Source organism: Labrenzia sp. OB1, from assembly GCF_001624695.1.
Lineage (GTDB): Bacteria > Pseudomonadota > Alphaproteobacteria > Rhizobiales > Stappiaceae > Roseibium.
The window spans coordinates 1-23,975 of record NZ_JSEP01000026.1 but is presented as its reverse complement, the minus strand read 5'-3'; the positions used below and the strand labels follow the sequence as shown (position 1 = coordinate 23,975).

Annotated in this window: 22 protein-coding genes; 11 read left to right on the top strand and 11 right to left on the bottom strand. The window is 59.0% G+C overall.

Annotated features, from left to right (window positions below; genetic code table 11):
- Positions 1-157 precede the first annotated feature (157 nt).
- Positions 158-1,174, top strand: a complete 1,017-nt coding sequence (locus tag OA90_RS24070) for an IS110 family transposase (RefSeq protein WP_068418826.1) — start codon at positions 158-160, stop codon at positions 1,172-1,174.
- A gap of 746 nt (positions 1,175-1,920) precedes the next feature.
- Here the strand turns inward: OA90_RS24070 and OA90_RS24060 are convergent.
- From OA90_RS24060 to OA90_RS24040, 5 genes are all read right to left on the bottom strand, one after another.
- The gene (locus tag OA90_RS24060) at positions 1,921-2,514 is read right to left on the bottom strand and encodes a GrpB family protein (protein ID WP_199823824.1); all 594 of its coding nucleotides are present in this window, start codon (positions 2,512-2,514) and stop codon (positions 1,921-1,923) included.
- Between the two features lie 185 nt (positions 2,515-2,699).
- Positions 2,700-3,467 carry a GNAT family N-acetyltransferase gene (locus tag OA90_RS24055; RefSeq protein ID WP_068418820.1) on the bottom strand — a complete coding sequence of 256 codons (768 nt, stop codon included), beginning with the start codon at positions 3,465-3,467 and terminating at the stop codon, positions 2,700-2,702.
- Between the two features lie 552 nt (positions 3,468-4,019).
- Complete coding sequence (locus OA90_RS24050) at positions 4,020-5,315, bottom strand: glycosyltransferase (protein ID WP_068418817.1); 1,296 nt, start codon at positions 5,313-5,315, stop codon at positions 4,020-4,022.
- A gap of 65 nt (positions 5,316-5,380) precedes the next feature.
- Entirely contained in the window at positions 5,381-6,130 is a 750-nt protein-coding gene (locus OA90_RS24045; RefSeq protein ID WP_068418814.1) for an HAD-IIB family hydrolase, read from the bottom strand.
- Positions 6,127-7,665 (bottom strand): glycosyl hydrolase, encoded by a 1,539-nt coding sequence (locus OA90_RS24040; protein WP_068418811.1) that lies wholly within the window; start codon positions 7,663-7,665, stop codon positions 6,127-6,129. Before OA90_RS24040 ends, OA90_RS24045 begins: the two co-directional genes overlap by 4 nt.
- A gap of 149 nt (positions 7,666-7,814) precedes the next feature.
- Here OA90_RS24040 and OA90_RS24035 point away from each other — a divergent pair, with 149 nt between their 5' ends.
- Entirely contained in the window at positions 7,815-8,564 is a 750-nt protein-coding gene (locus tag OA90_RS24035) for a DUF1194 domain-containing protein (RefSeq protein WP_208986282.1), read from the top strand.
- Positions 8,565-8,591: 27 nt separating this feature from the next.
- Here OA90_RS24035 and OA90_RS24030 read toward each other — a convergent pair whose 3' ends face one another.
- Both OA90_RS24030 and OA90_RS24025 read right to left on the bottom strand, forming a co-directional pair.
- Complete coding sequence (locus OA90_RS24030; RefSeq protein WP_068418911.1) at positions 8,592-9,293, bottom strand: YafY family protein; 702 nt, start codon at positions 9,291-9,293, stop codon at positions 8,592-8,594.
- A gap of 281 nt (positions 9,294-9,574) precedes the next feature.
- On the bottom strand, positions 9,575-9,946 hold the full coding sequence (locus OA90_RS24025; RefSeq protein WP_068418808.1) for a VOC family protein: 372 nt from the start codon (positions 9,944-9,946) through the stop codon (positions 9,575-9,577).
- 705 nt (positions 9,947-10,651) lie between these two features.
- Here OA90_RS24025 and OA90_RS24020 point away from each other — a divergent pair.
- The 4 genes from OA90_RS24020 (at position 10,652) to OA90_RS24005 (ending at position 13,628) form a co-directional block, all read left to right on the top strand.
- A complete protein-coding gene (locus OA90_RS24020) occupies positions 10,652-11,545 on the top strand; it encodes a CSS-motif domain-containing protein (RefSeq protein ID WP_199823823.1) in 894 nt (297 codons plus the stop codon).
- Positions 11,463-12,218 (top strand): EAL domain-containing protein, encoded by a 756-nt coding sequence (locus tag OA90_RS24015; protein ID WP_244274708.1) that lies wholly within the window; start codon positions 11,463-11,465, stop codon positions 12,216-12,218. Before OA90_RS24020 ends, OA90_RS24015 begins: the two co-directional genes overlap by 83 nt.
- Before the next feature lie 357 nt (positions 12,219-12,575).
- The gene (locus OA90_RS24010; protein WP_068418799.1) at positions 12,576-12,830 is read left to right on the top strand and encodes a DUF465 domain-containing protein; all 255 of its coding nucleotides are present in this window, start codon (positions 12,576-12,578) and stop codon (positions 12,828-12,830) included.
- A gap of 357 nt (positions 12,831-13,187) precedes the next feature.
- Positions 13,188-13,628, top strand: a complete 441-nt coding sequence (locus tag OA90_RS24005) for a hypothetical protein (RefSeq protein ID WP_068418795.1) — start codon at positions 13,188-13,190, stop codon at positions 13,626-13,628.
- A gap of 281 nt (positions 13,629-13,909) precedes the next feature.
- Here OA90_RS24005 and OA90_RS24000 read toward each other — a convergent pair whose 3' ends face one another.
- Complete coding sequence (locus OA90_RS24000; RefSeq protein WP_068418792.1) at positions 13,910-14,335, bottom strand: secondary thiamine-phosphate synthase enzyme YjbQ; 426 nt, start codon at positions 14,333-14,335, stop codon at positions 13,910-13,912.
- Between the two features lie 175 nt (positions 14,336-14,510).
- Between OA90_RS24000 and OA90_RS23995 the strand changes: the two genes are divergently transcribed.
- Together OA90_RS23995 and OA90_RS23990 are read left to right on the top strand one after the other, a co-directional pair.
- Positions 14,511-15,797 carry a glycosyltransferase gene (locus OA90_RS23995; protein ID WP_068418789.1) on the top strand — a complete coding sequence of 429 codons (1,287 nt, stop codon included), beginning with the start codon at positions 14,511-14,513 and terminating at the stop codon, positions 15,795-15,797.
- 225 nt (positions 15,798-16,022) lie between these two features.
- Positions 16,023-17,603, top strand: a complete 1,581-nt coding sequence (locus OA90_RS23990) for an FMN-binding glutamate synthase family protein (RefSeq protein ID WP_082837250.1) — start codon at positions 16,023-16,025, stop codon at positions 17,601-17,603.
- 164 nt (positions 17,604-17,767) lie between these two features.
- On the opposite strand, the gene OA90_RS23985 is transcribed toward OA90_RS23990, so the two are convergent.
- The 3 genes from OA90_RS23985 to OA90_RS23975 all read right to left on the bottom strand — a co-directional run bounded on the left by OA90_RS23985 (position 17,768) and on the right by OA90_RS23975 (position 21,309).
- Entirely contained in the window at positions 17,768-18,613 is an 846-nt protein-coding gene (locus OA90_RS23985; RefSeq protein WP_068418782.1) for a helix-turn-helix transcriptional regulator, read from the bottom strand.
- Positions 18,614-18,770: 157 nt separating this feature from the next.
- Positions 18,771-20,654, bottom strand: coding sequence for an ABC transporter ATP-binding protein (locus OA90_RS23980; RefSeq protein WP_068418779.1), 1,884 nt, complete (start codon positions 20,652-20,654; stop codon positions 18,771-18,773).
- Positions 20,655-20,682: 28 nt separating this feature from the next.
- Positions 20,683-21,309 (bottom strand): metalloregulator ArsR/SmtB family transcription factor, encoded by a 627-nt coding sequence (locus tag OA90_RS23975; RefSeq protein WP_068418777.1) that lies wholly within the window; start codon positions 21,307-21,309, stop codon positions 20,683-20,685.
- Between the two features lie 181 nt (positions 21,310-21,490).
- On the opposite strand from OA90_RS23975, the gene OA90_RS29110 reads away from it, so the two are divergent.
- The 3 genes from OA90_RS29110 to OA90_RS28185 all read left to right on the top strand — a co-directional run.
- A complete protein-coding gene (locus OA90_RS29110; RefSeq protein ID WP_199823828.1) occupies positions 21,491-21,724 on the top strand; it encodes a hypothetical protein in 234 nt (77 codons plus the stop codon).
- On the top strand, positions 21,684-23,681 hold the full coding sequence (locus OA90_RS23970) for an EAL domain-containing protein (protein WP_208986281.1): 1,998 nt from the start codon (positions 21,684-21,686) through the stop codon (positions 23,679-23,681). Before OA90_RS29110 ends, OA90_RS23970 begins: the two co-directional genes overlap by 41 nt.
- An 86-nt stretch (positions 23,682-23,767) precedes the next feature.
- Positions 23,768-23,975: leucine zipper domain-containing protein (locus OA90_RS28185; protein WP_156510618.1), on the top strand; the 208-nt coding region annotated here is incomplete at its 3' end.

Genomic DNA, 23,975 nt, shown 5'->3' with positions numbered 1-23,975 from the left:
CGGCGCTCTGCGTAGAGAGGTTCGACTGGAGCCCCGGTCCAGCTTCTGTCGTTTGGTTCATCAAAGTTGCTACCTGAACTGATGCGGTGGATGCCCCCACCCAGCGGCATCGAGTATACCAAGACGGTTCTATATTCACCGAGCGGAGGGCGCATCAATGACATCGAAGATCAGCATTCTGGCGATCGACTTAGCAAAAGGCAGCTTTCAGGTTTGTGCGGTCGGATCCGATGGGACGGTTCTGTATAATCGTGCACTGTCTCGGAACCGGTTGGCGACACTTCTGGGCGAGCAGCCGGCCTGTGTCGTTGCTATGGAGGCATGCGCCAAGTCGCATCACTGGGGCCGGATGGCACAGTCTCACGGTCATGAAGTGCGTCTGGTGCCGGCGGCGTATGTGAAACCGTTCGTCAAGCGCCAGAAGAATGACCGCGCGGACGCGGAGGCTATCGCAGAGGCGGCCATGCGTCCGACTATGCGGTTCGTGGCAGTGAAGAGTGCCGAAACCCAGGGCCGTGCTGTCGCGTTCCGCACCCACCAATGCTTGGTCCGGCAGCGCACGCAGCTCATCAACGCGCTCCGCGGACATCTGGCCGAATTCGGGCTGGTGGCGCCGAAGGGACCGGCGAGCCTGAAATTACTAGAGAATGCGCTGGCGGACGAGAGCWGCGACCTGCCTGACCCCGTTCGGGAGATGGGGGCGGTGTATCTCGAGCAGATAGCGCGGCTGACCGACGTGATCGAACGGCTGGCAAACGAGTTGGAGGATGCATCGAAGACAGATTGTGAGTTGCGGCGGCTTTGTACCATCCCCGGGATCGGCCCTGTGACGGCAGGGGCCGTTGCGGCGTTTGCGCCCGACCTCGACACTTTTGACAGTGGGCGGAATTTTGCGGCCTGGCTCGGCCTCGTGCCACGGCAGAGGTCCACGGGGGGCAAGGCCAGGCTGGGGGCGGTCAGCAAGATGGGGCAGACCGATATCCGCCGACTGCTAATCGTCGGAGCGATGAGCGTGATCCGCTGGGTGGTCCGAAAGGGTGGCAGTTCGAATCGCTGGCTCGCTGCCCTCGTAGCACGCAAGCCCAGGATGGTCGCGGCCGTTGCGCTGGCGAATAAAATGGCCCGGATGATCTGGGCCATGTCAACCAAGCAAGAGGATTATCGAATKGCGTGACCTGAAACCGAGAAGGGAAAAGGCACGACATGGCCGCAAGGCCTGGGTGAGCGATCGACGAGGAGTACGCGACACGGACTTCGAAGTTCAAGGCAGGGAAAATCAGACCCGGGGCTCGAGCGCTTGCAGCTCTCTGAACCGATGTGAACCCAGCTTTCCGAACAGCATACCGGCCCGTGGCGTTATCGAAGGCCACAATTTGAGGCCTGACACACGTCCGATCGAAGACCCCGCCGAAAAATCGAAGATAAAGCTTGCCAAACAGGGGGCATCCACACACGTCTTGGTATACTCGATGCCGCTAGGTGGGGGCATCCACCGCATCAGTTCAGACGTCTTTCTGAATGCACAAAACCACTCAAACGCGACACGCATTAAATCACTGGACAAATGGCCGTTTCAAAACAGATCTCACACGGTCTTGAAATTATTCCGTCTTTCCAAAACGGGAGACAAAACAGCCATTGTTACGAAAGAAACGAGAGGTCGTTTGTGCGCAAAGGGACTATGCGTCTGAGCAGCGACAATGTCCGCTTGCCAGATCCTCGACGTTAAACCCGCCAGTCTGTTGCCGGCCCATTGCTGCCGCTCGTCCGCCCCCATGCTGCTGCGGTGCAACCTGTCGCAGGAGACATGCGCAACAACCGCAAAGCCAGGGCACTCGGTAAAGTCGGCAGAGCGGATTTTGCTGCCGTTCAACAATTCAAATGTGGGTCCGCATCCTGCAAAGCACAGTTCATCGTCCTCTAGTCCGACGGCGGTTGAACCCAGGCTGTTGAAAGCGCCCAGTCCTCGGCTCCGACCATCAGAAGATCAAAGACTGGATCTTTGATGTCGTAATAGGCGTCTTCGTCTGTCGGAAAGTGAAGCGCAAGTTGTTGCTTGATCGCGCCGTATGCCTTTGCTGCCAGTGGATGTGCGCGAAGGTAATCTCGGCAAAGGAGTGGATAGCGCTGGTTGAAGCGACCTTTCTCGCGGACATGTATGTTCGCCACAAATGGTTCGTTACAGCGAAAGAATTGTTTAGCCAATTCATCCTGCGGCAAAGACATGCCCGGTGGACAATGGTCACAGATTGGCCGACCGAGGCTACATCCCGCTGCAACCATTGCTTCCGTTTCGAGGTCTTTCAGCGACGCCAAGCTGATCTGGATATCAATGACATTTTTGGCGACAAGATTCGGTACTGCGGTCGAACCAATATGATGGATTAAACCGCCTTCAGGTAAGGCTCTCTCAAGCAATGCTTTGATAATTGAAAATTGGGCCGGCCAATTCGGATTGGCAGGAAGAATTTTGATCGACATTGTCTGCCTTATCTCATTGCTATGGTTCTTCATAGCAGACCTTCATAGGCTGCGCAGCATCTGGAGGTTTCGGCCCGGAGCTGCTGTTCGTCCGACTCAATGTCGCTGCGGTGCGGCCAGTCGAAGGAGACGTTCGCGGCAACTGCTAAACCAGGACACGCGGCAAAGTCGGCAGAGCGGACTAAGCGGATCTTCAGGTATACAATCCGAACGACCGGTTACGCCTTCCCAAATAACTGTTCAAGGTCTTTGCCGAGGCTTCGTTGACCCGAGCGGTAATCCATGACCTGCCTTCGCGTCGGATTGGTATAGTAGTGAAGATGAACAAGCACGCCATGCGTGTCGCTGAGTTCAAACTTCGATATGAGGAAACCCGCCTTGAGCTTCGGGATTATCACCGCATTGTTTGTTGCACAGTGACGACTATAGACGACTTGAAAACCTTGCGTTTTAGCTTCTGTCAAAACTCGCCTGACAAGTTTCGAATACACTCCTTGTCTTTGAAACTCCGGCAATACTGCTGAATTGATCATATTGAATGTCGATTTGCTCTCCTGTTTGCCCCAACTCCAGCCAACAAAGCGGTTCTCTGCGTCGAAAACCCCGAGGCAAAGCTCGAATGGTTTACCGAGTCTGGCTTCCAACAGAGCCATTTTTTCTTTTTCACGCTCCGAAAGTGCGTCTGAAAGAGCGTAGGAATGATCCTGAGCGAAGGCTGTCGGAACATGCGCATTGAAATTCGGCACGAATTCATCCCAAGTCAGGTTTCTGATGCTTAAGGTGTCTGGCACGTTCACTCTCTCGGAATTTGACATCATATTGAACAGACTGACACTTCCGCATCTCACGGTCAAAGTGATGCACTGTAGAGAATGAGAAAAGCTGCTGGCTTGGCCGATTGTGAGACTGAAGCCGACATTCATGCACTTCGCAGCATCCGTGACTTTGGGCTCGAAGCTGCCATGCGGTGCTGCAGCATCGTTCATCGAATCCCGGTCGAGTGGACGTCCGCTTTTCGTCACATGACACAGCCTCCGTGCAATTGCGGCGAATTCACACTCTCCGCGCTTCTCTGACCTTTGTTTGTGTTGCAGCGAACGCCTGCTTTCAGCATGAAATCTAACGGCGATGAACATCCAAATTGGCACGCGTTAAGGGCGCAGAATCGTCAGCCTAATACGTCCGGCAAATCCCGCGCTCCTTGCAGCACCCGGATAAGTCTCACCTCGTCGCCTGCATGGAGACAGAAAAACAGGTGGCGGCCGTGTCTGGCTGAACGCACTCCCTCGCCCAACGCGTCTCGCCGGGGAGGATTTTCAGGGGTGCGCAATTGCTTGTCATCCCGGTTTGCCGCGCAGCGGCAAGACCGTGATCCAGTATTCCGCGTGGTCCGAGATGGAATAAAAAAAACCGAGGCGGCAGGTTACCGGGTCCCCGCCTTCGCGGGGACCCGGTAACCGAGAGAGGGGTGCAGACAGTGTTGCGCGCCAGTTCTCGCTTGACCGGACAGGAGTGAGCTCGCCCGTAAGCAATGCCCTCTACAGCGCTACCAGTTCCTCTGTCTGCAGGTCGTCGTAGCGGCCCTTGAAGTGTTCGAAGACCTGAAGGGTGCGGCGGGCGATGCCGGTCCAGCCGAAGGAGCGGCGGGCGAAGCGGGCGCCTTCCACGGCCAGCGTGTCGCGCAGCCAGGGATATTGCATCGGCATGTTGAGCATGGCGGCGAACTCTTCCGGCCGCTTGGGGTCGGCGACCAGGGCGTGGCGGCCGAACTCGATCTGTTCGTGAAGACCGCCATGAACGGTGACAACCGTCGGCGTACCGCAGGCCATTGCCTCCACCGCCGTCATGCCGAAAGGCTCGTAGCGGGAGGGCAAGGCGAAGATGCCCGGAGCCCGGAAGAAATCGGCCAGATCGTCATCTTCCACGTAGCCGCGCCAGCTTATGGCGTCCGAGACGCCCATGTCGGAAGCAACCTGCTTCCACTGATTGAGGAGCGCGATATCGCTGTCGGAATTCGCGCCTGCCGCCAGCACCAGGCGCGCTTGGGGCTGCAGTTTGAGCAGGTGCGGCAGGCTTTCGATGATGAGGTCGTAGCCCTTGTTTTCCGCCGCCCGGCCGACGACATAGATATCCGTCTCGCGGATATCGTGCTTCTGCCGCGCCGCGGCCACCCTGTCCGGCGTCGACGGCGTGAACCTGCCCTCGTCTATACCGGGCGGGATCATGGTGATGTGTTCCCTGGGAAGCTGGTAGTGCTCGATGATCAGATCGGTCTGCTGCTCGGTCGTCGCGATGACGTGATCGCAGTTGCGGTAGAGCACGAATTCCTTCTGGATCCGTTCGTCGAAGCGGTAACCCGCCATCTCTTCATCACTGGCCCCGACCATGTCGTGGCGTTTCCACCAGCCAAGGGAGTGCGGCGTGTGGATGTGGGGGATCTGCAGTTCCTCGGCGATCTTCTGTCCGGCGACGCCCGCGTCCCAGTAGTGGCTGTTGATGACGTCGTAGTGAATGTTGCGGTGACGGATCATGGCAAGCGCGTTGGTGACGAAATCGCCGTACCAGTCGTGCATGTCCTCCTTGCGGATGAAATCCTCACCGCCGAATGGCACGCGCACAACGCGCAGGTTGTCATTGACGACATCCTCGGCCGGCTGCCCCTCGAACTGACGTGTCATGACATCTACCCGGTAGCCGAGGCGGGCAAACCGCTTGGCAAGCTCCAGCACGAAAACCACCTGGCCGCCCGTGTCGGGTTTTCCCAATTCGGGTGTCCCGGCGACATAGCCGTGCAGCGAAATCATCAGGAGTGATCCGATGTTGTGCTTGTTCATGTGGTCCAACCTTTTTTACGTGTTTAGTTCTCCGTCTTCCCAGGCTTTCAGTTGGCTCGTGTCGTTCAGGCTGCTGCTTGCTGCAGCATTCCCAATTCTATCAATCCCTCGAGGACCCCGGCGGCATGGTTCGCGCTCGCTCGGTAAGTCTTCCGGCGCGGCATCGCGGCGAGGAGTTCCTCTCGCGCGTTGCCGACGGCAATTGCCCTGCCCGCCGCTTCGAAGAGGGCCAGGTCGTTGCCTGAGTCCCCCGCCGCTACCGTGTTCTGCATCGGTATCCCGAGGTGATCGGCAAGGTGGCGCATGGCAGCGTCCTTGCCGGCACCGGGCGCGAGAATGTCGAGATCGCTCGCGCCTGAGTAAATATATTTAAGCGGGATGCCTTCCTTTTCCAGGCGTTCCAGTATGCGTCCCACCTCCACCTTTCCCGGGACGGAAAAGCTGGCTTTCCCTTCCGTCTGGAAAATGTCCGCATGTGGCGGAAAGCCAAGTTCCATGACCAGCCTGCGGACGTCCCTGTCCGGCCAGTCGAGGAATTGCGTCTGCCAGCTCTCCAGCCAATAGCGGCCCAGCCGGATTTCGGTTCCCAAACCGGTGATAATCGCGTCGGCCGTGAAGTCCGCGGGAAAATAGTCCGCCAGCGTCCGGTCGACGCTGACTGCCGGGCGGCTTGAATTCAGGGCCAGCCTGGCCCCTTCGTGGCGTAGCTTGAGCGATTGCCAGAGCCGGTTCAGGTCTTGCCAGTTCCCGGTCAGCGTATCGTCGATATCGCTGACCAGAAGCCAGGGCTGAGGACTGTCGGTTTTGCCGCTCACAATCCCTCAACCTCCTCCTCGGGGGCAACATATGTCGTGGTGTAGACCTGCTCGGACGCGTCCTCGGTCACCGGGCGCCGCAAGGTTTCTATATCGAGGTTCTTCAGGCAGACGGCGGCGCTTTCGGTATAGAAGCCGACGCCGCCGTCGGCGAAGGCGTCGTCAACCAGACTGAGCACCACATAGCCGTCGATGGAAAACTCGATGTACTGACCGTGGGCGACGACTTCGATCTGCCATGGGCCCTGACCGCCGCCCCGGAAACTGGCGTCCTGAAGCGGATCGAAGCGGAAGGCGTGCTCGAATTCAGGCGTCGGATTGGCGCCCCAGGCACGCATCTGCGCCATGCCGTTGACCAGGTCGAGGGACAGGTAATAGCCGTCGCCTTCCTCGTTCATGCGCAGCACCAGCCCGGTCTTGCCCGATCCTTCCAGCATCAACTGCGTCCGCAGACGGAAATCCTCGTGTTTTCCCGGCAGAAGAAACGCTTCATAGCCGCTCTTGCATGACAAATGCAGGCCGTCGGAACGGTCTATCGCGGAGGCGTGGGGGTTTCCGTAAAGCGTCTTGCACTGATAGGACGCCGTCACGCTTTCGCGATGCGTTACCAGAGCGTCGAAGCCCGAATAGGATTTGACCTTCAGCCGGCCGGCCTGGTCGCTTACCAGTCGCTTTGGCGGCGGCAGCAGCTTCTTGACCGTTTCGCGTCCGTGGACATTTTCCGTCTTGGAAAAGAAGTTGAAGAGCAGAAGGTCGCCATCGGCGCGGCAGATCCGGCCGGCATAATTGCCCGACGGCAGGATCACGTTGTCGAAGAAATTCTCGTAAGGCCCGGCGATTGAGTTGGCATACCAGTAGTGGATCTTGGTGTCCTCGCGGATCGAGCCGAGGAGGTAATAGCGGTTGTCGAGCTTGAAGAGATTGGGAACCTCGACATCATCGTAAAGACCCGGACGGTGCAAGGGCGCCTCGAAAGTGAATTTGTCCGCGCTTGTCTCGCGGGCCAGGCCCACGCAACCCCGGCGAATAACCGGCCCGTCCTTCACCCGCGCCGAACTCAGCATCAACCGCTCTCCGGTCTCGCTGTCATGATAGAAGAACGGATCGCGAAAGCTGACCCAGTGGCGGCCTTCATCGATCGAGCTTTCATAATGCGGCGCCGGAATTTCAAGCGGATAGGCCCCGCCTTCGCAGCGCTCCCAATGATAAAGATCCTTTGAGCGCGCAAGACCGACGCGCTGGACACGCCCATATTCGGAACGCGCGAGGCCGGTATAGAACATGCGCCATTCCCCCGGCCGGTCAGGATCGGCGGTCACATGCATGGTCCACAGCATGTCGTCGTCCCAGGCGCCGGGCTCACCGACAAAAAGCGCGTTCTTGACACGGCGCCAGGTCATGCCGTCGGGACTGACTGCATGAGCTATGAAATCGTGATTGGGCAGAACCAGGTGAAAGAGATGAAAAAGGCCGTCATGAAAAACGACATCGACGTCGCCGATGTCAGACCTGAGAAATCCGTGGGATGCGTACATGCTCCAACCCTGCCCAGTTGCTGCCGTGCGTTCAAGTGCTGTGGCGAATAAATTTGCATTGCAGCATTTAACGTCGCCTTTATGGCACGCTCCTCTTTGCATGCGGCGCGTCATACAGCTAACCTGAAGCCGCAGTCAGGGAAAATTACATGCATCACCGCATTCGGATGCCGAACCTGCCACGACCGTATATGGCGCAGTCCTCAGGAGTGCGGACGCTTGCCGTCGTGCTTTTGGCGATCCTGTGTCTGGCGGCACCCTGGACGAGCGCACGTGCCTCTTCCTGTTCCCTTGCGCTGGTCCTCGCCATGGATGGATCGGCGAGTGTCGATGCACGCGAACATGCTCTTCAGCTCAACGGTCTTGCGAACGCCCTTGAGGACCCGCAGGTGGTGGAGGCGATCGAAGCCGTCGGCGGCATCTGGGTGACGAGTTTCGAGTGGAGCGGCAGGTACCAGCAATTGCTGCAGCTCTCCTGGCAGAAGCTTGTCGATGCGCGCAGCGCCGAAAAGGCCGCAGCAGCCCTGCGCCGTTCGCGCAGAGGTTTCACCGAGTTTCCTACCGCTATCGGCTACGCCCTTGGACACGCTTCCGTGCGGATGCAGGAAGCTCCCGAGCCGTGTGCCCGCAAGGTGATCGATATCGCCGGCGACGGCATCAACAACGAAGGCTTCGGCCCGGAGAGCGCTTATCGCGCCTTCGATTTCGCGGACATCACCGTCAACGCTCTGGTCATCGCCGGTCAGGACACGGCCCCGGTCAATTATTACCGCACCAGGGTCCTCAAAGGCCCCGGCGCGTTCGTCGAAGTGGCGGAGGACTATGAAGACTATGCCCACGCCATGAAACGCAAGCTGCTGCGCGAGATTTTCGGCAGCGGGTACGCGGCTTTGCGCTGACCACCGGCACTTGCCGGGCCGGAAGGGTCAGTTCCGCGATGCCTGGTAGCCTGCCTCTTCCATCTGGCAGTAAAAATCCTTCAGGGATTTGCCCGGCTCTTTGGAGAATCTTTCTCCCGTCTCGCGGATCTCGGAAATGCGGTCCAGACGGAACATGCGGAAATCCTCGCGCAGTTCGCACCAGGCGACGAGCGTCCAGACCTTGCCCCAGAACCAAAGGCCCAGCGGACGAACCACCCGGGAGGTTGCATCGCCCTTCCCGTCGCAATAGGCGATGGACAGGCGCTTGCGGGCATCCGCCGCCGCTTCGAGAAAATCGATATACGCCCGGACCTCCTGGGTCATTTCCGAAGCGACCGCGTGGATCTCCACCTCGTTGTGGCGCACGCGCATTCTTTCCGGCAGGACAGCGTCGATCTTGATCATCGCCTCTTCGGCGGCCCGGGCCATCGCGGCCCCGCCCCACGCCCGGATCAGACGCGCACCGGCGAGCAAAGCGACAACTTCGTCCCGGGAGAACATCAGGGGCGGCAGGTCATAGCCGTCGCGCATGATGTAGCCAACCCCGGCGGCCCCTTCGATGGGAACGCCGGAGGCCTGCAGATCGGCAATATCGCGATAGACGGTCCGCTCCGAAACTTCCAGCCATTCGGACAGCTGACGCGCCCGGACAAGCCGGCCGCCGCGCAGATGCTGCACGATCTGGAAGAGGCGGTCGGCACGTCTCATGATGCGGGCTCCTTGGGGGCTGTGAACAATCAGGTTTTGGGTCGCGGCGCGAGTCGGATTTCGGTGTCCGAACAGGAGGAAAACCCGCAGTGGCGCCACCCACCGTAAGGACTTTCAGACGCAATCGGGACCGAAATCCGCCGCGTCTCGAAGAGATTTGGCGCAAAACGCCCATTTCGGCGTCGCAATGTCATGAAAGGGAACACCCTTCCGGCGACCTTGTTTCTTGAACTGGGCGTTTTGCATACAAACCTCGACCAAATACTGATCGTCCACAGACTCTAGGGCGCGAACAAGCCGATGGAATTGCCGTCAGGATCAATCCCGTAGGCAAACCGGCCTGCGGGAATTGCGATAGGGTCGGAAATGACTTCTCCCCCCGCCCTGGCAAAACGTTCCATCGTTGATTCAAGGCCATCCGGACAGGCCAGATGGATGGTCGATCCGGTGCCTTTTTCCGGCGGCTTGCCGGGATAGAGATGCCCCGCCGTGCCGCCGTTCTTGACCGGAAACATCGCGAATTCATCCGGACCCATATCGGTGACACGGACAAGCTCCGTCTGGAATACGTCGTTATAGAACGCAACCGCCTTGTCCAGATCCAGGACCGGAATCTCCATCCAAATGGTGAAGTTGTCGGGAATAAAGCTCATGCAAAGTCTCCTTTGGCGTTGTAACGGAGACCAGCTTAACAACCCCCTGCTGACAGCCTTCTGTCAGGAGAGCGCAAGGGGCCGCGATTTGCAAATTCATGTCAAGTCTGGACAAATTTCCTGGCCGCCGGGACTGCCCTGTCTTTTTACTGACAGTCGCGAAGCCCCCCCCCCCGGACATGGTGGAATGCGCCGCCCGCCTGACGCACCCCACCATGTCCAACCAGCAATCCCTCTCCAGCACTCAACATATATTCGAAGTTGTATGACTGCCCTTTGCGCAATATAGAAAGAATAGTTTCCATTGGATCTAATACATTGACCTTTTATTAAGCTTGCTCACACCAAAACACTTGAAATAATTACGTAGACATGTACGGCGCGTATCGGACCGCAACCGTAGCGGGACAAGCAATACGGAGCACCGGAGAAATGCCGCAACCTTGTAGCTGCGTCTGCCGGTCCGCCGGAGGCGCCTGTTTTGGAAGTGCTTCAGGGAAGACCGGGCAGAATGCTTGCGCCGCAGACGGTACCAGACGGCACAAGACGGTAAGTCGCACTTAAAGGTGCCCTGTCGTCTTCAGTTGTGAGTTCACACCTTGGCAGACAGAAAGGGACCCAGACAGATTGATGTCTTTAAACTTCAGAACATTTTTCAACCGTCCCCGTCTTCTGTCGAATCTGGCGGGTGTGGTGACGTTTGTCATGATGATGACAATGGCCTGGATCGGCATCGCTTTCGATGCACACCGGGACCTGCACAACCGCACATCCGATCTGCTTGGCGTCTGGCTTGACAACATCGAGCGCAGCAAGCTGGTTTACGAGCGGGTGGAATCGCTTCCGGTGCAGGATTGCAGCGAACAGCACCTGAACCTGCTCAACTCTCTGGTCTATAAAAACAGACAGATCACGAACATCTGGTTTTTCCCGGACGGCGATACCAAATCGGCCTGCGCTTCCAGTTTCGGCCGCTTCGAGCCTGCTTTAGACTTTGGTCCCCCCGATTCCATCAATCTGTTTTCCGATGGCCGCTCGCTCTGGTACCGCGTTCCGTTCGACAGGGTTGAAGGCGTCGGCTCGGTCACGCTCTTCAAGCAGAACCGCTATGCGGTGTCCTTTTTCCGAACAGGCAAACTTCAGGGCTCCTCGGAAGACCTGATGTTCGTTTCGGATATCGAGGATCCCCATGTCGGGCTTTATTATGCCGAGGGAAACCCGGATCTGCTGACGCGCGCGCACAACAGCCTCGGTCCGGTCATCGGCCATGTCTACGCGAAGGCTTGCGGCGAAGGGTTCGTCAGGCTCTGCTATCTCACCATGATCCGGTTTGATCAGGTCGTTGAAGAAAACAGCACGCTGATCGCGATCTTTGCCGGTTTCAGTCTCTTCACAGGCCTGCTGGTGTCGCAACCGGGTGTGCCGCCTCGTGCGCGAGTGCAACAGTCCGTCCGGCCGGATCCGTCGCGCCATCGTGAAGGGGGGCGCCGGCTTCGTGCCGCACTTCCAGCCCTTCGTGACACTGGACACCATGAAATGCGAAGGCTGCGAGGTTGCCGCCCGTTTCGAGGATGCGCAAGGCAAGCTGTTTCCCGATGAGTTCATTCCGATCATCCTGGAGTTGGAACTGACCTGGGAATTCACCGAGATCATCATCGCCAAGGCGCTGAAGGAGCTGACACCGCTCCTTGCCCGGCGGCCGAACTTCAAGGTCGGTGTCAATTTCTTCCAGGCGGATCTGGACGACGAGCGAATCCAGACGGTGATCAGGTCACCGGTCTTCGAAACGGCAACACAGGCAAAGATATCGTTGAGCTGCGAGATTCTGGAAACCGGTATCGGCACCGGCACCAGCATCGCCAAGTCACTGGAATACCTGCGCAGCATCGGCTGCCAGATCGCGATTGACGATTTCGGCACCGGCTATTCCAACCTGGCCCAGATCAAGGCCCTGAACCCCGATCTGGTCAAGATCGACAAGATCTTCATCGATGACCTGGGCACGCAGTCGGAGAGCGCGCGCGGCGTCTTTGTCCACGCGATCCTCGGCATCGCAGATGCCCATGGCATGAAGGTCTGTGCGGAAGGCGTCGAAACCGCCGAGCAGCTCGCCTTGCTGAAAACACAAAATGTCGATTTTGCGCAGGGCTACTATTTCGCCAGGCCCATGCCGATCCACGATTTCGCGCTCTACCTGCTGGATCAGAGCCTGCAGCATAAGATGCCGACCACGGGCCGATTGCCCAAGCTGAAGTCCGCAGCCCTGGTTTGAAACCTGAAGGAATTCCGGTGGCGTTCTCCGACGACCACCGCTCGGGACCACGGGCGCACGCAGCCCTGTGCCCGCCCCGCTTGGTGACGGCCCTGCCGAACGGCCAAATTTGTCCTCGCCATATCTTCCGGACCCTTCAGAAGGCTCCCGGCCGGTGTCAGCCACCGCTAGCGCGTGTCGCGTTGAATTGAATTCAGGAAACCACCAGAACGCATTTGCAATGCGGACGCTGCCCCGGCACCTTCCCGAACCAAGAACCCGTTCAAGCGCGACGCGCTCTAATCGGTGCCGATTGATCTGTCTCAAGGTGGATTGCCCCTGCAAACGGCAATTTGGGAATCTCACAAGGAGGCAATAATGAGCCACGTTCCCCACGAACTGCATGAAGAATTTCCTGAAGCGGCCGAGACGCTGCACGCCCTCAAGACCAACGACGCGCATTTCGCCCGGCTTGCGGACGAATATCACACCATAAACCGGGAAGTGCATCGCATCGAAACGGATGTGGAGCCTGCGTCCGACGAGGCTCTTGAGGAGTTGAAGAAAAAACGCCTGCACCTGAAAGATCAGATCGCCGCCCTTCTGGCGGCTGCGGCTGACACCGCGTCCTGAGCCCCTCCTTTTCAGGCCGGTGTTAGAGCCCGCGTCGCCCCCGTCCGGCGGCGCGGGCCACCCTGTCTCAAGCGACATGGCTTCCCGTCCACCTCCCTTGTGTTCAGGCTCGCGAGGCGCCGGGATCAATAGCTTACCCGCAAAAAGAAGGCGCCGCAGCTTTGAAAAAGCCGGGCGCCAGTCTGGGGAGGAACGACCCTCATCGTTCACCTGAGAATGTGGGTTCTCGACCCCAGACTTGCAAGGCAAGCCTGTGTGAAGCTTGCGTGAGGCACCGTCCGCCGTTCCCCGGAAGCCCTTGACGTAGCGGCAGAAATGCTGTCTTAGTGCCGAAAAGCTCCACTTCGGACCCGGCCCATGGCATCTGCCCGTTTCGCGCTGTTTCTACTCCTGATTTTGCCGTCCGACGCCCTTGCCGCGGAGCACTGCGTCGATGTTCAGGCAAAAAAGGGATGGCAGCAGATGTCCCTACCCGAGGGCAGGATCGGCAAGATTGGCTATTCGGGAAGCTGGAGCGTGATCAACGGTCAAGCCGCACCTGTCGGCCCGCGCGGCTATTCCGGACAGTCGGCCCAGAAACTCGGTCCGCTATTCGGATACAAATACGATCAGGCCTACGCCTTCGGAGAGATGCTGGTGCGCGACCAGGCTGGGAGGATCGTTCCTTTCGCAGAATTCGCGGCACTTGCCATAAACTCCCGCGATCCCGCCGGAACCTATGCCTTCCGGATCAACGACAAGGATATCGCCCTGTGGGACAATGCCGGCGCGATCCGGGTCTGCATTTCAATGCGCTGACAACAGACTGCCCTTCCCTCTCAACGCACATCCATTAAACGAGATGACAGACCGGTCTCCTCACCGGTACGGCAGGGAGCATCGGCCTGCCCACGGCAAGCTTCATATTCGACAGGGGCGGCACGCCCTGCCGGGACGGAGCGATCGAGGGATCCGATTTTCAATCGTGGCAGAGGATTCCAGGACAAAGGCTCCGGTCCACCTGCTCTCAACAAGTGACGATCGTCACACTTTTTGAAATTTTCCCTTTTCCGTCAGTGAGCGCGGCTGTTCAAAGCAGGCTAGCGATCCGCCAGAAAATGAGCCGCCACCTGCCGCTGATGCGGGCGCGTGCGGTGCTCGAAAAGATAAATCCCCTGCCAGTTGCCCAACGCCATCCGCCGGCTCGCAACCGGAATGGACAGGGACACCGGCATGAGCACGGCCTTGATGTGGGCGGGCATATCGTCCGGTCCCTCGAAGGTATGAACGAGATAGCTCATGGACGGATCATCGGCCGGGGGCACAAGACGGCTGAAAAAGGCCTTGAGGTCTTTCTGCACATCGGGATCGGCATTCTCCTGTATCAACAGCGAACAGGAGGTGTGGCGGACAAACAGCGTGACGAGCCCGTCACCCGCGCCCTCTTCGCCAAGCCAGCCGGCCACCTGACCGGTAAACTCGTAAAGGCCCTGACCGTTGGTGCGGATCGAGAATGTGGTCTGCATGCGAACCCTTTAAAAACAGGATCGGAATCCGTGCTCATCCGGACACCGGATGCTGCGATGGCGACAGGTCGGGAAGGCTTAAGGGATAGGGTCATACGTTGCAAATCCGGACAAAAGATCCATCTGCGGGGTGGCTTGTCCTTGTCCGTGCCCTCAGCCGCTGTAAAGGAACACGATGTCCGTTTCCCGCAAAAAGATCCTGATCGCCTGTCTCGGCACGCGCGGCGACGTTCAGCCCTATTCCGCGCTTGCCAGGGAATTCTGCCGTGCAGGAGCGGACGTCGTCCTTTGCACGGGCGAAGGCTTCGAGGAGATGATCGAGGCCGCCGGAGCGACGGCCCGGCCGTTGCCGATCAATTATCAGACGCTTCTGCAAGATCCCGACATCAGGGAGGCGCTGTTTTCGCTCAGGGGCGCGGTCCGTTCAGCCCGCAGAAACATGCGTTTGCAGCAGGATGTCACGCTTGCGCTCTGGCGTGCCGGGCTTGAAGAGAAACCTGATCTCATCCTGTTCAACCTGAAGGCCACAGTGACGACCCTCGTAGCCCGGCGGCTGAATGTGCCAGCCCTGCCGACGGCTCTGCAGCCGGTCACCGCGCCGACGGGCGATTTTCCCGTGCCGCTTTTCGGCCTCCCGGATCTTGGCAGAACCTTCAACCGATTGAGCTTCCCGGTTTTTCGCCAACTGATGAGGGCGGGGCTTGCTTCGACGATGAAGCCGCTGCGGGACGAAGCGAACAAAGAACTGGCCGTCCCAGGCTCCCACCTTGACGGTCACATGCCGGATGGAAGCAAAGCGCTGAGCCTGCAGGCCTATTCCCGCGCACTGGTGCCGACCCCATCCGACTGGACGGAGGAGAACTGGCAATGTGGCTACTGGCTGAGTGAACCCGATCCCGAATATCAGCCTTCCGCGGAATTGGCCGCTTTCCTTGAGTCGGGAGCCGCTCCGGTCTATCTCGGTTTCGGGTCAATGCCGAGCAAGAAGCCGCAAAGACTGACGCAAGCCGTCCTTTCGGCCCTCAGGATCACCGGACAGCGGGCGATCCTTTCCACGGGCTGGGGCGGATTGGAAAAAGATGCAATTCCCGTCGATCTGGAAGACCGGGTGCTGCTGCTGGAAAAAGCGCCGCACAGCTGGCTTTTTCCGCGCTGTTCAGCAATCGTCCATCATGGCGGAGCCGGAACGACGCATGAAGCGGTTCGCTGGGGAAAACCTTCTCTCATCTGCCCCGTCTTCGCCGACCAGCCGTTCTGGGGTGCCCGTTTGCATGGCATCGGTGCCGGGCCGGCGCCGATCCCGCAAAAAAAGCTGGCACCTGAAAATCTCGCGGCAGCGCTTCGGGATCTGGAGAAACCCGGTTACCGGGACGAAGCGGAACGTGCGGCCGAACTCATGTCGAGCGAACCCGGCGCCAGGGAAACGGCAAGACGGCTGATCGAACGGTTCCTGCCGAGATAGAGCCCTGCCCGGGGATTGCTGAGAGACTGGACCGGCCTTTCATTGGCGCTGCCGTATCTTTTCAACGGGTCAGACCCCTATCGCAGCTTACCGCCCTTTTCTTTTTCCGTCGGGCCTGACACAACTGTTGGAGCAAGCTTTTCAAGGAGTCACCAGCCCGTGTTCCCTGCCCGCTATACCGTATTTGTTCTTTGCATCCTCCTTGCCGTCATCAGCATCATCTTGATGTTTGCCGTTTCAGGCCATTTCCTTTGGCCGTTTCTGGTTTTCGCGGCTCTGTCGGTGATCGGTGTTCTTGACCTGCGTCAGAACGCGCACGCGGTCCTGCGCAATTATCCGGTGACCGGACACTTCCGGTATCTTTTCGAAGCCATCCGCCCGGAACTCCGGCAATATTTTTTCGAAAGCAACCAGGACGGCAAACCGTTCTCGCGCGAGCGCCGGTCCATGGTCTACGACCGGGCGAAGAACATCGAGGACGTGTTGCCCTTCGGGACGGAACAGGACGTTTACGACGGCTCCTATTCCTGGGTGAATCACTCCATCTGCCCGAAGCCGGTCAGCCACGAAGACCTGCGCGTCACCATCGGTGGACCGGAATGCAAGCAGCCTTATTCGGCCTCGCTCTTCAATATATCCGCGATGAGCTTCGGCGCGCTTTCAGGCAACGCCATTCTGGCACTCAACAAGGGCGCGAAGGCCGGAAATTTCTTTCACGACACCGGTGAAGGCAGCGTGTCGCGCTATCACCGGGAAGGCGGTGGCGATCTCGTCTGGGAACTGGGAAGCGGTTATTTCGGCTGCCGGGCCGAGGATTGCACCTTCGATCCGGAGAAATTCAAAAGCCAGGCGGCGAATCCGCAGATCAAGATGATCGAAATCAAGATGAGCCAGGGCGCGAAACCCGGTCATGGCGGCGTGCTTCCCGCACCAAAGGTCACACAGGAGATCGCCGAAGCCAGAGGCGTTCCCATGGGCCAGGACTGTGTCTCTCCGTCGCATCATTCGGCATTTTCCACGCCGGTCGAACTTCTGGAATTCATCCGGACGCTCAGGGACCTGTCCGGAGGCAAGCCGGTCGGCTTCAAACTGTGTCTCGGTCATCGCTGGGAGTTCATGGCGATCATCAAAGCCATGCTGAAGACAGGCATCAAGCCGGATTTCATCGTTGTCGATGGCTCCGAGGGCGGGACCGGCGCAGCGCCCATCGAGTTCGCCAACCGGCTCGGAACGCCTTTGCTTCAGGGGCTTTCCTTCGTTCACAACTGCCTTGTGGGCGCGGGCCTGCGCGATGACATCAAGATCGGCGCCAGCGGCAAACTGTTCAGCGCTTTCGATCTCGCCGGAACCATCTGTCTGGGCGCGGACTGGATCAACTCGGCACGCGGCTTCATGTTTGCCGTCGGCTGCATTCAGTCCCAGAGCTGCCACACCAACCGCTGTCCGACCGGCGTCGCCACACAGGACCTCAAGCGTCAGCAGGCTCTTGTGGTTCCGGACAAGGCGGAAAGAGTGACGAATTTCCATCGCAACACACTTGATGCACTGATCGAATTCACCGCGGCGGCCGGCCTAAACCACCCGCGCGAATTCAAGCCGGAGCACTTTTATCTCCGGGAAGGTGAGCGCGAAATCCTGCCCGCGAGCGCGGCTCTCACCTGGCTGAAAAAAGGCGTCCTGCTCGACGAGGCACACAACATTCCCGGTTATTCGACCTATTGGGATATGGCTGTCGCGGAGGAATTCGAACCGGTGCGCTCCGTCTCCGCTGCCAAGGCCCTGCATGGACACCACGCGCATCATTAAAGAACCGTCGCGTTGAATTCTGAAGATCGCCCGAACGCATTTGCAAAGCAAATGCTGCCTCGGGCGTCTTCCTGACTCCATGAAGCCGCTTAAACACGGCACGCAGTAGATCAGCGGACGTTCAATCTTGAGACGCGCAAGATTATGGGCCGAAAGTTAATCTCCTAGATGCCCTCCGCGAGGCGGACCGCGAACTCTCCGGCTTCGTGCGAGCGGATGACGGCATGGCGGACGAGGTCGTCGAAATGGCCGGAAAAGAGCTGAACGTGGCGGGTGTTGGAGAACGCCAGGTAGCGCTGGCCCAGATATAGCGCCGCCCACTTCTGGCCGAACACCGTGAAGGGCGCCGAATACCGGTCGTTGGCCCCGAACAAATGCAGGCGCAGGGAGGGATAGAGGTCATTCAACGTCCGGCCCATCACGTCCAGCTGCTCGCGGCGGGCGTCGGCAGGCAGTCCGGCCCACATGCCCTCTCCCTCCGCAAAGCCCTCCAGGGATTCCCTGGGCAGCGCGATCTCCATGTCGGATTCGGCGCGGCTCAGGAGTGCGCGCTGGTCGCGGGTCCCGATGATGGCCTGATCGGCGGTGCGCAGCGTTTCGCCGGCATATTCGAAGGCCAGAACGGCCTCGGTCTTGAGCACATCGGGAAGGTTGGCCGGGACGTGGCGGATCTTTGTCCCCACCGCGTCCCGGTACCAGGCAAGCAAATGCTCATCGACCGGGTGGCGGTCAGTCTCGGCCACCTGAACCGCCTGATCGAGGATTTCCGCCGCTGCGCCCCTGTGGGTCGACAGGCCCAGCAGCCAGTCCGAGGAGACGCTGAGTGCCGTCGCGATGGCAGCCAGCGCCTGGCCATTGGGAAGGCGAGGCGCTTCCTCGGACAGCAATTGCGAGACCGTGGAGCGGTCCAGTCCCGCCCCCCGCGCCAGATCGCTGCGGTTCATCTCCCGGCTGCGCAGAGCGTCGGACAGGCGTTCGCGAAAAAGTTCGGCACGGTCTCTTTTATCCATGAAGGGAGTATTGTCTCCAGGATTTCGGAAAATCAACAGGTGGGCGGATTATACTTTTCCAACATGATAGCCCTTGAGGGCTGCCAGATATGCAGCGCCTGCAAGAGTGGAGTTCCCCTGATTGTGCGTCCTTGCGGGCGGGACTCCGGCGGAAGCTTTACTCCGCAGCACTGAGCGCGAGAAAACCGCCGGACTGACGTTCCCAGAGCGCTGAATAGAGCCCACCGCCGGCAAGAAGCTCCCTGTGGCTGCCCTGCTCGACAATCCTGCCCGCCTCCATCACCACCAGCCGGTCCAGAGCGGCGATGGTCGAAAGTCTGTGGGCGACAGCCAGCGTGCTCCTGCCGTCCATCATCCGCGCAAGATTTTCCTGAATGGCTTGTTCGGCCTCGCTGTCGAGGGCAGAAGTGGCTTCGTCCAGGATGAGGACGGGTGCGTTTTTCAAAAGCACCCGGGCGATGGCGATGCGTTGGCGCTGCCCTCCGGAGAGCTTTACCCCCCTGTCGCCGACATGGGCGGCAAGGCCTTCACGGCCTTTGCTGTCCTTTTGGTCCTCGATGAAATCCAGCGCCTCTGCAGCCCTCGCGATCTCACGGATTTCGTCGTCGTTCGCATCCGGCCTGCCATAACGGATGTTGTCGCGGATGGAGCGGTTGAGCAGGGAAATATCCTGGGTCACGACTCCGATCCGGCTGCGCAGCGATGCCTGCGTCACGTCGCGAACGTCCTGACCGTCAATCAGGATGCGGCCAGCGGATACATCGCGCAGGCGCATCAGAAGCGAGATCACGGTCGACTTTCCCGCCCCGGAAAGACCGACCAGACCAACCCGTTCGCCCGGAGCGATCGTCAGGTTGAAATTCTCCAGAATCGGGGCGCGGTCCTTCTGATAGGCGAAGGTGACATTCTCGAAACGGATCTCGCCGGCACTCACATCGAGTTCGGTGGCCCCGGGATCGTCGGTGATTTTCGGCCGGCTGGTCATGATCGGCATGGCGTCGCGGATCGTGCCCAGCGTGCTGGTGATCGACTGGCCGACGCCAATGAAACTCGACGAGGCATGCGAAAGCGAACGGGTCACCGTCAGGCCGGCGACAAAATCGCCAATGGTGACCCAGCCTCCGGTCATGCCCCAGAAGCCGATCGACACGACGCCCAGGATCATCAGGACGTTGAGCGCATAGACGCCGCTGTCGGTCAGGATATAGGCCCGGTTTTCGTTGTGGCGCGTGTCGATGGTCTCGCCGATGACCTTGCGGATCGCGCCGGCCTCAGAATCCTCGGCCGCGAACAGCTTGACCGTGGCGATGTTGGAATAGACCTCCGTCATCGCGCCGGCGGCCCGCGACATGGCGGCAGCCACTTTTTCCGAGCGCTGCATATAGGTCGGGATTGCCAGCCAGGCGACCAGCATGTTGGCAACGATCCAGAAGAAGACCGGGATTGCCAGCGGCCAGGCAAGCGCCAGCAACAACAGAAAAGATCCGCCGAACTGGATGATCAGAAAGGGAATGGTCTCGATTGCCAGCATCATCTGGCGATGAACCGACATTGTCACCTGGGCGATCCGCGAGGCCACCTGCCCGGCGAACGTGTCTTCGAAAAACGCCAGATCCTGGGCCTCGACCGCCTTGTGGGCCTGCCAGCGCATCGCCGCCGGCAGCAGGATACGCACGGTCTGGAAGGCGAATGTCTGGCGCAGAAGGAAGGCCAGCGGATCGATGATCACGAACAGCACGAAGATTGCGCACAGGAACCAGACGTGTCCGTTCAGGAAGTCCTGCGCGCCTTGCGAGGTCACGCCGTCGACGACGTAGGAGATCGTCCAGGTGCCCGCCAGGCCCAGTCCCGAGGAAATCATGGCCAGCAGCGAGACGATGACCAGTTGAGTGCGGAACATGCCGGCGAAGTGCAGGACAAGATGCAACGGACTCTTGTCCGGCAAGGGTGTCAGCGGAAGATCGAGCGGCTTCAGGTGTGTCTCGAATGGGTGAAAATACCGGTCGATCAGCCGCGCAAGAAACGGCTTTGCGAATGACACGCGTTCAAACTCCTCACTGAAACATGATTTATGCCTGGGGCTCGATCCTGTAGACGCAGCGCCGGTCGCCGGAAAGCTGGTGTTCCGTGCGAGTGACGACCGTGTCCGCTCCGAGAACATCCCTGAACAGTCTTAGTTCGGACTGGCAGAACCCATTGCAGGCGGTTGCGGCCGCGCAGATCGAGCAGTTGTTTTCAATCAGGAGATAGCCGGTTTCATCCTTGGCCACCTCGGCCATATATCCTTCCAGATTGCGCAACCCAGCCAGAATCGTAACCTTGTCCGACAGTTTATCAGCACCGCCCATAGCCTGCGAATAAGAATGGCGGCTTTGGGCTTCCCGATGAGAGATCAGCTTTTCGAGGCCATCTTCGCCGAACAGGTCGGTAAGCCCGTCGAGCAACCCCAGAACCAGGTTCGAATGACTGTCCGGAAACTCCCGATGGCCTTGGGCTGTCAGGTCCCAGACGCGCTTCGGCCGCCCGACAGCACCCTTGACGTCGTCAAAAGTCACCTGCTCTTCCTGCAGCAGCCCGTCCAGGTGCTGCCGGACAGCTACGGCAGTTACGTTCAACCCTGCCGCCAGGTCTGCCGCAGTCTGGGGACCGGAGCATTTCAGCGCGTTCAGGAGTCTGGTTCGGGTGCGGTCGGCCATGTCGTTCTATATACTCCAATTCCTCCATAAAAAAATAGTTGGCTTTTCTTATTCGCGCCCAACGCTGCTTCCTATTGACTATCGCCGGATTAAGGTAAACGCTGTACTGCCAGAGGGGGTTGAGGCACCGGGGTTTGCGTCTACCGGATTTTCGGCGAAGCTTTGACGGGGAAATGCAACCGTGGCTAACCACGAGTTGAAATTGATTTGCTTCCCCGACGTCAATACAGTATCCGGCGCGATCATTTTATTTACGTCGTCTACCTGTATTGATTCCCGGCAACGTCGAAATATCCGAATTTTATTCATGACAGGTGAGATGACTGTTCTTTCACCTGCATGCACGAAAAAAATAAACGATGCGGGAGATATTGATGAACAAAATCAGGGCATTCGCAAGATGGATGATGATTGACCCGCGTCATCCAGAGATTGCCCAGGCTCAGTACCGCGAGCTGAAGACCCAGATTCCGTCGCTGTACGCGCTCCTTATGGTCAACGCCATCGCGGTTTCCTATACCCATTACGACAGCACCCCCTTTTATCTGACCGTCGGCATCCTTGCCCCCATCCTGGTTTTCACCTGCATCCGGCTCCTTGTGTGGGCCAGTTCGCGCACAAAGGAACTCGGGCCGGAGGAAGCGATCAGAAAAATGCAGCGGACCGTTCTTACGGGCAGTCTCATGGCGGCAATCTATATCGCCTGGTCGCTCAGTCTGGACGGGTACGGCAGCGAGGCTGAACGCGGCCATGTCGCTCTGTTTATCGCGATTACGGTGATCGGCTGCATTTTCTGCCTGATGCACCTGCCTCAGGCGGCACTTATGGTCATGTTCATCGTGACGGTGCCTTACCTCATTTACTACATCCAGCAGGGCGAGGATGTTTATACCGCCATCGCATTGAACATTTTCCTCGTCTGCGTGGTTGTCCTGCAGGTTCTTCTGCGCAGTTACAGAAGCTTCTGCAAACTCATCCAGTCTCAGGCGGAGCTTGCGGCAAAACAAGTCGAAACCGCCCGGCTGAATGCCGAAAACGCACGCCTCGCCCAGACAGATGTCCTGACCGACCTGCCGAACCGCCGCTATTTCTTCAACCGGCTGGAAGCCCTGATCGAGGCGGACGAAAAGAACGGAAAACGATTTGCCGTCGGTGTTGTCGACCTGGACCGCTTCAAACCGATCAATGACACCTATGGTCACCAGATCGGAGACCTTCTCCTGTCGGAAGTGGGCAACCGCCTGAAGGCGATGGATCTGCCCGGCGTCGAGATCTGTCGTCTCGGCGGCGATGAATTCGGCTTTCTCTTTCCTGGCGACCCGGGGGAGGCCGAAACAACCGGCCAGGCCATGTGTGCCCGCATCAGCGAGCCCTACAAGGTCGGCGACCTGAGGATGTCCGTCGGGGCTTCCTGCGGCATCGCCCTTTATCCGGAAGCGGGAAATTCGGCTCATGTTCTCTTCGACCGGTCCGACTACGCGCTCTACCATTCCAAAACCACGACGCGCGGCAGGACGACCGTCTACTCCACTGAACACGAGGCGCGCATCCGTTCCGAAAGAACCATTGAATGCGCCTTGCAAGGCGCAGATCTTTCAAGGGAGTTCCAGGTTTACTTTCAACCGATCGTTTCTCTGCCGGACCGCACGGTTATCGGTTTCGAGGCCCTTGCCCGCTGGCAAACCCCGGATCTGAACTGGATTTCTCCCGATACCTTCATTCCGATCGCGGAACGTACGGGGTTGATCCACCGCCTTACCCTCTCGCTGTTCGACAAGGCGCTGACACAGCTCAAGTCGCTTCCCGGCGAACTGGCCCTGTCGTTCAACCTGTCGGCGCATGATATCACCTCTCCCGAAACGGTGAGCTCTCTGCTCGAGGTCATCCGCCAGCATGGGTACGATCCGTGCCTGATCACTTTCGAGATCACCGAAACGGCCGTCATCGGCAGTTATGAGTCGGCGGAAACCTGCCTGCAAACCCTGCGCGAGGCAGGTGTCAAACTGGCGCTTGACGATTTCGGAACCGGCTATTCCAGCCTCGGGTATCTTCACCGGCTGCCGATCGATTGCGTGAAGATCGACCGCAGCTTCATCTCGGGGCTGGACGATCCGGTCGCCAGAGGCGTGGTGAAGTCCATCGTCAATCTCTGCCAGTCCATGCAGATGCTCTGCATCGTGGAAGGCGTCGAGGAAGCCACCCAGCTGGATGTGCTGCAGTCCCTGCAGTGCCGTCTGGTGCAAGGATATCACTTCAGTCCGGCCCTGCCCTTTGCGGAGCTTCATGACACCGCCCAGAAGACCGGTACCGTCGCCGGCCTTCCTCTTGCCGGTTGCGCCAAGAGTGAAACACGGCAGGTTTCCAGCGCCTAGGTGTGAGTTCCAAGAAGGTTGTTCATTCGCATTGAAGGTCTGAGACTGGTTGGTGACCAAACACAATCAGTTTCAGGATCGATGGAATGAACAACCCGCACAAGAATGCCCGCACGTGTTTTTACAGTCGAGAGCAAATTGTTCTGCGTCACCAGAACGGAGAGGCTGCAGCGACTATTGCGGCGGCTTTCGGGATCTCGGTGCGCACTGTCCACAAGTGGCTGCGCCGGTATCGTGAGGAAGGGCCTCAGGGGCTCGTCCATCGCAGCAGTGTCCCGCGTACGTGCGCCCAGG

Bases quoted from the DNA above. Each gene is read 5' to 3' on its own strand.
- OA90_RS24060 (WP_199823824.1), bottom strand. From the start codon at position 2,514: ATGAAGAACCATAGCAATGAGATAAGGCAGACAATGTCGATCAAAATT.
- OA90_RS24055 (WP_068418820.1), bottom strand. From the start codon at position 3,467: ATGAACGATGCTGCAGCACCGCATGGCAGCTTCGAGCCCAAAGTCACG.
- OA90_RS24050 (WP_068418817.1), bottom strand. From the start codon at position 5,315: ATGAACAAGCACAACATCGGATCACTCCTGATGATTTCGCTGCACGGC.
- OA90_RS24040 (WP_068418811.1), bottom strand. From the start codon at position 7,665: ATGTACGCATCCCACGGATTTCTCAGGTCTGACATCGGCGACGTCGAT.
- OA90_RS24035 (WP_208986282.1), top strand. From the start codon at position 7,815: ATGCATCACCGCATTCGGATGCCGAACCTGCCACGACCGTATATGGCG.
- OA90_RS24030 (WP_068418911.1), bottom strand. From the start codon at position 9,293: ATGAGACGTGCCGACCGCCTCTTCCAGATCGTGCAGCATCTGCGCGGC.
- OA90_RS24025 (WP_068418808.1), bottom strand. From the start codon at position 9,946: ATGAGCTTTATTCCCGACAACTTCACCATTTGGATGGAGATTCCGGTC.
- OA90_RS24020 (WP_199823823.1), top strand. From the start codon at position 10,652: ATGATGATGACAATGGCCTGGATCGGCATCGCTTTCGATGCACACCGG.
- OA90_RS24010 (WP_068418799.1), top strand. From the start codon at position 12,576: ATGAGCCACGTTCCCCACGAACTGCATGAAGAATTTCCTGAAGCGGCC.
- OA90_RS24005 (WP_068418795.1), top strand. From the start codon at position 13,188: ATGGCATCTGCCCGTTTCGCGCTGTTTCTACTCCTGATTTTGCCGTCC.
- OA90_RS24000 (WP_068418792.1), bottom strand. From the start codon at position 14,335: ATGCAGACCACATTCTCGATCCGCACCAACGGTCAGGGCCTTTACGAG.
- OA90_RS23995 (WP_068418789.1), top strand. From the start codon at position 14,511: ATGTCCGTTTCCCGCAAAAAGATCCTGATCGCCTGTCTCGGCACGCGC.
- OA90_RS23990 (WP_082837250.1), top strand. From the start codon at position 16,023: ATGTTTGCCGTTTCAGGCCATTTCCTTTGGCCGTTTCTGGTTTTCGCG.
- OA90_RS23985 (WP_068418782.1), bottom strand. From the start codon at position 18,613: ATGGATAAAAGAGACCGTGCCGAACTTTTTCGCGAACGCCTGTCCGAC.
- OA90_RS23975 (WP_068418777.1), bottom strand. From the start codon at position 21,309: ATGGCCGACCGCACCCGAACCAGACTCCTGAACGCGCTGAAATGCTCC.
- OA90_RS23970 (WP_208986281.1), top strand. From the start codon at position 21,684: ATGAACAAAATCAGGGCATTCGCAAGATGGATGATGATTGACCCGCGT.